Annotated in this window: 5 protein-coding genes; 1 reads left to right on the forward strand and 4 read right to left on the reverse strand. The window is 45.6% G+C overall.

Features of this window, described 5'->3' with window-relative positions; translation table 11 throughout:
* A partial coding sequence (locus RIM23_RS11485; RefSeq protein WP_446367161.1) for an NACHT C-terminal alpha/beta 1 domain-containing protein occupies window positions 1–1936 on the forward strand: 1936 nt, incomplete at its 5' end.
* A gap of 31 nt (window positions 1937–1967) precedes the next feature.
* Here the strand turns inward: RIM23_RS11485 and RIM23_RS11490 are convergent.
* From RIM23_RS11490 to RIM23_RS11505, 4 genes are all read right to left on the reverse strand, one after another.
* The gene (locus RIM23_RS11490) at window positions 1968–2528 is read right to left on the reverse strand and encodes a phycobiliprotein lyase (protein ID WP_446367163.1); all 561 of its coding nucleotides are present in this window, start codon (window positions 2526–2528) and stop codon (window positions 1968–1970) included.
* A gap of 112 nt (window positions 2529–2640) precedes the next feature.
* Window positions 2641–3318, reverse strand: coding sequence for a HEAT repeat domain-containing protein (locus RIM23_RS11495; protein ID WP_446336750.1), 678 nt, complete (start codon window positions 3316–3318; stop codon window positions 2641–2643).
* A 166-nt stretch (window positions 3319–3484) separates the two neighbouring features.
* Entirely contained in the window at window positions 3485–3910 is a 426-nt protein-coding gene (locus RIM23_RS11500) for a universal stress protein (protein ID WP_446367165.1), read from the reverse strand.
* 159 nt (window positions 3911–4069) lie between these two features.
* A complete protein-coding gene (locus tag RIM23_RS11505; RefSeq protein ID WP_446367167.1) occupies window positions 4070–5665 on the reverse strand; it encodes an alanine/glycine:cation symporter family protein in 1596 nt (531 codons plus the stop codon).
* Window positions 5666–5875 lie beyond the last annotated feature (210 nt).

Here is a 5875-nt window from a genome sequence, read left to right on the forward strand (position 1 = left end):
GCACTTTTTCTTGAATCATCGAAACCCACCTCTAACCTTATCTGATCAAGGGCATAAATCAGTTAACTCTCTAAAAGCCCCCCTTTTGAAGGGGGGTTGGGGGGATCTCTCTTACCGCATATTTGAACCGCAATGGAAACAGGTTATTTTGCTGTGGTTGGGGCGTGAGGATGTACCTAAACAACAAAAAGATGAATTCATATATAATTTGATAACTTTTGAGGATGAGTGTTGGGACTTTTACAGGTATCGTTCATTTTGTCTAGCCGCCGCCGGAATTGCTGAATTTAGAGACTGTATCTATAGTAAGTGGATTGTAACCAACCTTGTCGATTGTGCCACAATACATTCTGATACTGATTATATAGTTGGTAAGATTATTAATCCAATTTTCTGGGACACTGTACTAGAAACTAATCACACAATAGCTATTAATGCTTTAATTGACGTGTTAGATAGGGGTTTTCTGGATGATGAAGTTCGCTGGAAAGTATTTAACTGCTTAATACAAATTGGCAGAGGTAACTCCAAAGTTATTGTTGCCCTAACTAAGTTAATGGATACAAGCCTAGAATATCAGAAAATTGCCCAGGAAGCAGCATTCTTTCTAAGGATAATTGACCCATGCAACCGAGAGGCTGTTACCTTTCTGGAGCAGCAGTTAAACAATATGAATCTATCGAATGATCTGCGTGTAGGAGCCGCTTCTTTTTTAGGAAAAATTGACAAAGGTAATTTAGAAGCGATTACTTTTTTGACAGAGTTAATTGAACGTAATCAAGGCTTAGATTTAGATGCCGCATCCACTTTAGGAAAAATTGACCCAGGTAACCCAACTGCTATTAAAAGTTTGACGAAGTTGCTAGAAACCGAACGAGGTGATTGTGTAGTTAATATTTCCTTAATGGCTGCCTGTGACTTGCTCAAGACTGATCCAGAAAATCAAGATGCAATCAGAGTTTTAAGAGAATGTATTAAACCCAGAAATGAACCCTGGGATCGCCTAGAAGCAGCGTCGGCTTTGAGTAAAACTCAGTCGGGTAAGCAGGAAGCTATCACAGTTCTTTATGAATTAAGATACGAATCAGTAAAGATAATTCAAGAAATAAATTTCTTAAAAAAAGTGATTGATAGCTTGAACGAAATTGAACATCGTATCCTACCTTCTCCAGATTGGTCTCCCAGAACTTCTTTGAAAGAGGATGATTTAGAATTTATTACTGGGCAACTTGCATCTATTCACGAACACCTTATAAAACAAAACTCTATTGATATTGATATTGATGAAGAAATTTTATATATTGATGAAGAAATTTTATATGAATTTATGTGGATTATTGCACAGAACACAGCTTATCCAATCTTCTATAAAGCATGGCATAAAGCATGGCATAAAGTATGGCATCAACTAGAAGCAAAAGAGAATGAACAATCGCCAATAGAAACCCCAAACCCAGCCAACACCTTCACCCTCAAAGAATTACCCCAACGCCTACACACCGCCCTAGAAACCAAAACCAAAATAGGCGAAATTCAGGACTTGCCCCGACTCATTGCCATCGACGCCAACAAATTCCTTGATCGCGAAAATCCTTCTGCCAAAATCTACCACGAAATGCGACGCCACAAATTCCCCAAAAGCAGCCATGGCACACCCCAAACCCTGGCACAATTGCAAGCCTATTGGGATGAACAGTTAATCGAAAGCGATAAACCCATCGTTTGGCTATTCTACAACAGCACTCCCCCACCCAACACAGAACCCCCAACCGAAGACTTTAGCCCCACATTTCTAGCCGACTTAAGCAAATTTGATGGGGCAATTGCTGTCATCACCCATCAACCCAATAGTCCCTTAAAATCATTCTCCCCCAATCAGCCCAATTTAGTCGCAGATATGGTGGCGTGGATTTTTGACATCCTCACCACGCCGTAGGGGTTTGGTTACCAAACCCCTACAAAAACAATTAAGCCTTAGCCGCCGCATCTTGTGATTCTTGCGCCGATTTAGTAACGCCTAGGCGAATTTCTGAAGACAGAGACGCCATGCTAAAGCCGCCAAATCGCTTCAAAATGCTCGTCCGCAACCGTAAGTTAGGACTAGCAAACCACAAACGCTCTTCAGAATACATGGTTTCGTAGTCGGTAATTAACGTCAGCGCCTGATCATCCCCCATAATATACCGACCAGCTACCGGGGCTTTCTCCGCATAACCCATTTCCCGCAATAGCTTCCCTTCATTGGGCTTATCAGGATCAGCAACTGGCACCAGCACCGTTGAGCCTTGATGCTTCTCTTCATCCCAATCCATTGTGCCATCCCACGTCACTCTGGCACCACAGAGGGCTAAGGCTGGATCAACCTCGTACTGTTGACATAGCTGAACCACTTCTGGCGCATCAGCCGCGATCATTTCAATCGTAATATTGGATTTACCATTTTCAGCTTGCTTAAATGCCAGATGGTGGCTGGTGCGCTGCGAAAACCATCGCCCAGCACTCTGCTCAAAAAATTCTTTTATATCCATGAAGTCAGACGTTTCACGTTAACAAAGCTTTAACTGATTTTATCGTTCTCCTTGGTTATTTATCGTTCATTTTTGCTTTTTCCTGGCTTCAGGGAAAGATATGGGCAGGAGTTTAGGCTGGGTTTGCCGCCTCTTGTAAGCGGTTCAGGGAAATGGATGCGGCTTGTGCAACTTGGGAATGGCTGTCTTTTGCCAAGAATTTTAATGCTGACAGGCTTTTTGGAGTGGGTAGATTACCGAGGGCTTCGGCTAGGCGTTGGCGCACTAACCAATCGGGAGACTGGGCAAAGCGCAGGATATCATCCACGGCTTCGACGGCTTTAATTTCACCCAATGCAGAGATAGCTGCCTGTTGTACCACGATTTCTTCGCTATCGAGTGCCTGAGTGAGAACTTGACGGGCGCGGGGATCTTTTATATTGCCTAATGCGACAGCCGCGCTGAACCGGACTAACCATTGCGTATCTTCATAGAATGTCCGGACTAACGATTCAAAGGCTCTGGCATCTTCTAGATATCCTAATGCTCCGGCGGCATCAGCGCGAATGCCATAGTCGGGGTCATCGAGTAGTTTCACCAAAATAGGGTAGCATTCGTCCGTCTGCTTCACCCCTAAGGCAAAGACTGCCATCGATCGCACCTGTAAACTGGGATCATCTAAAACCTTCTTGATTAAAGGCACAGCATCCTCTGCGGGCACGTTACGGAGGTGGGCTAGCGCCAACATGCGATCGCGGGAGTTGCCACTCTCTAGCTGATCTGAAATTTGCGCTAAGTTAGGATAATCCATCAGCTTCCCTTCGTTGTTAAGAAATGTTACATACATTATAGAAAATTACTCAAGGAAGCGCACTCGCCCAGGATGAGGGAAGCTGGGGAAGCAATGTCGAGACGTGATGCAAGAAGCCTTTAAAAGCGAGGGAACCTGGTACCTGTGTAGGGGCGGGTTTCACTACTCAACGGAGTAACAACACCGGACAAGGAGACAGCCGCACCACTTGCTCAGCCACAGAACCCATCAAAACACGCTTGACACCTGTGTGTCCGTGGGTAGGCATAACAATTAATTCCACTCCTTTGTCTTTGGCATAGTCCACGATTTCATGACTGGGAGTTCCAATCGCAACCTGAATCTGTACTCCTGCATATCCCAGTTCACTCAGCTTGTTTTTCAGGACTGATTTGGCGTTGTTTTGCCGAGATTCTGAGGTGACAGTTTTCCATATTGTACCTGGATCAACTGCACTCAGAGGCAGAAGAACGTGAATAACATGCAAATGAGATATGTCTTCGACAAACTCTAAAGCGGGAGCCAGTGCGGTAAAGGATATATCCGAGAAATCAGTCGGTACAAGCACCTCGTTCTTTTTAAGCCAGCTCATAATTGTTAATTGTTCATTTCCGTGTAGCTTGTGTGAATGGAAGCGATTACCATGAGATTTTGAATGTTTCTTTGAAGCCAGGGCGGGTTTAGTGACATCTGGATGACAAGAAACGATAATAGTGAAACCCGCCCCTACAACCTACAAAACTCAAATGTATTAGTTTCCCGCTTGGTGGGAATCTCCCATGGCGGCTTGCTTTTGGGCATAAGTTGGCATTTGCCCCGAACGCAGCCGCTGCATATAATTACTGATGTCTTCTGCCACTTCGTTGGAGAGGAAATAAGCTCCAACCAAGTTGGGAAGTGCCATCATCAGCAGCGTTAAATCACTAAAATCAATCACCGCGCTGGGTGCTACCACAGCACCGATAAAAACGCAGGCGACAAAAATCAGCTTATAGATAATAATTGTGCGTTGACCAAAGAGATATTGCCAAGAAATCTCGCCGTAATAACTCCAGGAAATAATAGTGGAGAAAGCAAACAGGAAAATCGCGATCGCGAGAACAATGGGGAACCAGGTACTAACCGTGGCGAAGGCACTCAGCGTCATCTGGGAACCATCGATTGCTTCACCGGTATTTTGATAGACGCCAGTAAGGACAATCATGATGCCGGTCATGTTGCAGATGATGATCGTATCAATAAACGGTTCTAAGAGGGCGACAATCCCTTCACGCACCGGTTCATCAGTACGAGCCGCCGAGTGAGCGATCGCGGCTGAACCAATTCCCGCTTCATTGGAAAAAGCACTACGCCGCACCCCTTGCACAATAACGCCAATAATACCGCCTTCAATCGCTCCAGGAACAAACGCTTGGCTAATAATGGTTGCGATCGCGCTGGGAACTTGGGGCAAATTTACCAGAACAATCCACAGACAACCTATGATATAGAGTACCGCCATCGCTGGCACGAGAAAACCCGTAGTCGAGGCAATTCGCTCAATTCCACCAATAATCACGATCGCGGTTAACACTGCCAAAACCAGACCGACGATCCATCCCTGCATCCCCGGAAATATACCGATAAAAGCCGCCGCTGCTTGGTTAGACTGGAACATATTCGCGCCGCCCATCGAACCAAAAATCGCCAGCACGGAAAAAAGAATTGCCAATCCTTTTCCCAAAGATCCAAACCCCATCTTGGTTAACCCGCGTGAGAGCATATAAGCCGGTCCCCCCGCGACTGTACCATCAGGGCGTTCGATGCGATATTTTAGTCCCAGGGTACATTCCACCAGTTTAGTCGTCATCCCCAGAAAACCCGCTAACGTCAGCCAGAACATCGCCCCTGGACCTCCGATCTGGATTGCCACAGCCACGCCAGCAATGTTACCCAATCCCACCGTTCCAGACAACGCCGTCGCCAGCGCCTGAAAATGGGAGACTTGTCCCTCTTCCTCTGGATCATCATACCTACCCCGTACCACATCAATCGCATGTTTAAAGGCACGGATATTAATAAAGCCCAGGCGAATCGTAAAGAAAATACCTGCCACAATTAACCACAGCACAATCAACGGGAAACCAAGGATGTCGAAGAACAGAATTTTGGCTAAGTCTTCGACGATTGCTGAGAACACCGTGTCTATCGCACCCAGGAAACCCCCAGAGGTTTCGGTATCTTGAGCGAGAACTCTAACGGGAAACAATAGCAGCAACAGGAAAGCTAGGACTAACGCCGCTAGCTTTCCCCGTCTTTGACGTTTAAGCTGCACCGGGGAAATTGGCTGTTTTCTAGGGTATGTCATTGTGAATTTAATTGCCAACTTGATATCGATCAGGTTATTCCACCCAGTCGAATTAGAGGAAGATTATAGCAAAATGATCACAACTTGAACGATAAATAAACAACTATTTCTGCCTTCTTGCATTAGTTCCCCCCTTTCCAAGGGGGGCTAGGGGGGATATTTCCGGGGCTAGGGGAGATATTTCCAAGGGTGGCTAGGGGGGATATTTCC

Origin of the sequence: Coleofasciculus sp. G3-WIS-01, from assembly GCF_040223135.1 — a bacterium.
In the GTDB taxonomy this organism is placed as follows: Bacteria; Cyanobacteriota; Cyanobacteriia; order Cyanobacteriales; family Coleofasciculaceae; genus Coleofasciculus.